The organism is Rhizomonospora bruguierae (genome assembly GCF_018397995.1).
GTDB classification, from domain to species: Bacteria; Actinomycetota; Actinomycetes; order Mycobacteriales; family Micromonosporaceae; genus Rhizomonospora; species Rhizomonospora bruguierae.
The window spans coordinates 1-1,885 of record NZ_BBQH01000135.1; the positions used below are offsets into that span (position 1 = coordinate 1).

Consider the following 1,885-nt stretch of genomic DNA (forward strand, 5'->3'; position numbering starts at 1 on the left):
GGACAGTGGCTTGGCGCACCGAGGATGCCGCTCCGGCAGTTCGGTCGTTGCCCTGCCCGCCGGCTGCCGCGGCGACGGGCGCGACGGAGAACGGAAGAGTGCCGGCACGGCGCGACGCGCCGGTGCTCGCGGTTCGGCTGGTTGTTGCGGTGGTGGTCAGATCAACCGTGGCTGACCCGCCTGCGGGCCAGGCAATGGGTTTGTTGCCGCGAACGGTCTTGGCCTCAGCCGTCCAGGCGGGGCGCACGTTGTGCTTGACCGGGGCAACCCGCACCCCGGTAACCTGCTTCGGCGTTGGCGGACTCCACGACAGGCCGGGCGCCGCCTGAGCGGACCCCGTGACAGCGGTGGACGCGATCACCGCCGCGGCCAACGTCGCTGCCACGTGCCAGCTACGGCCCAGGACGGTCATGGTCGTGCCTCGGAACGGGCATGCCCGCGTACCAGCGCCCATGGCGCTACCTCCCCGAAAACGAAGTGGACGGACTGGCCCGCTAGAGGCCTTCAATGACCCTGCGGTCGATCTCGGAGTTGGTCCACACGCCTTGTGAGGCGTAGACCTCGTCGATGTTGCCGATGAACCCGTGTCCTGTTCCTGAGCTGAGCGAGCCGCCGACCGCGAACCGGCCTGTGGCTGACCACAACGCCGCTACGGGAGCTTGGACCTCTACCCCATCCAGGCCCGTGGTGCCGTTGACGTACAGCTTGATCTTCGAGCTGAGGGGGTCGTAGATGCCGGTCAGGTGTGTCCAGGCGTTGGGTATGACGTACTGCTCGGTGCAGGCACTGACGCTTCCGGCTGTGGCGGTGTCGTGGTCGTGGATGGTGAAGCACCATTGCGGGTCGGCGACGCCGTCGCCGGTGATGTCCTTGTCGTCGCGGTACTGCAACTCGAACACGGACTGCTTGGTGCCGTCCTGTGCCAGCACCGTTTGCGGCCCGCCGCTGTCGAGGTCGGTCGGGTAGACCCAGGCTGCGACGCTGAATCCGGAGGGATGGGTGGTGTCGAGTACCGGCGAGGCGGACGACAGCGAACCTGAGCCGCTCAGCTCGGCCCCACTCGGGCCCAGCTTGGCCGCGTCGGGTGACAGTTTCGCTCCAGCTGGACTCAGCCTCAGTGGTCGGGTGTCTTCTGGCTCCGACGGGATCTCGCCGTTGGCGTTGGTGCCGTTCATCCGCCAGATCCAGTTCACACCGTTCGGCTTGACCAGGAACTCGTACACCTTGAAGTCGGAAGCGACACCGGAGGTGTTGATGCTCTGCACCATCAGGGTGTTCGTGCCATCCTGGGGCGGGCGGATGGCTACCGCTGAGGTCGTTCCGATGACTTCCCGGACCGACAGGTCGTCCCAGTAGACCGCCTTGCCCGAGCCGTAGCCCATGCCGTTGTAGAGGCGGAAGAAGGCCTGGGTCGCGCCGGTGGGCACCGTCATGGTGACGGACAGCTGCTGCCAGGTGTCGGTGACAGTGGCCATGAGTGAGGCCACTTCGGTGTAGCCGGTGCTGGTGGCGTACATCCCGACGATGCGCAGGCCTCGTTTCTCGTACACAGGGGTCAACCCGGTCGCGGCCGGCACGTAGATCCAGCCGGTCGCCGTGTACCGCTTTCCTGCAACCATGCCGGTGCACATGCAGCCCTGGTTCGCGCCGAACCCGGCGAATGTGTCACCGGGGGTCAAGGTGCTGGACGCGACTGGTGTCAGCTTCAGGGAGTCGCTGCTGTTGTGCCCTCGGGCGGTGTCCCGCGCCATGGTCGTCGTCGTGGGGACGCTGAAGCCGGTCAAGTCTGTGGACACGTGCTGCTGGTTTGTCGTCAACTGTTCCGCTTGGGGCGCGCCGGCTGCTACATGGACCGCGTTGCCGCCGTTGAGCTGGTAGGAGTATG

General features: G+C 66.5%; 2 protein-coding genes. Both read right to left on the minus strand.

Annotation, left to right across the window (positions count from 1 at the left end):
* A partial coding sequence (locus tag KJS59_RS30455) for a hypothetical protein (RefSeq protein WP_213457428.1) occupies positions 1-412 on the minus strand: 412 nt, incomplete at its 3' end.
* Positions 413-494: 82 nt separating this feature from the next.
* A partial coding sequence (locus tag KJS59_RS30460; RefSeq protein ID WP_249715177.1) for a LamG domain-containing protein occupies positions 495-1,885 on the minus strand: 1,391 nt, incomplete at its 5' end.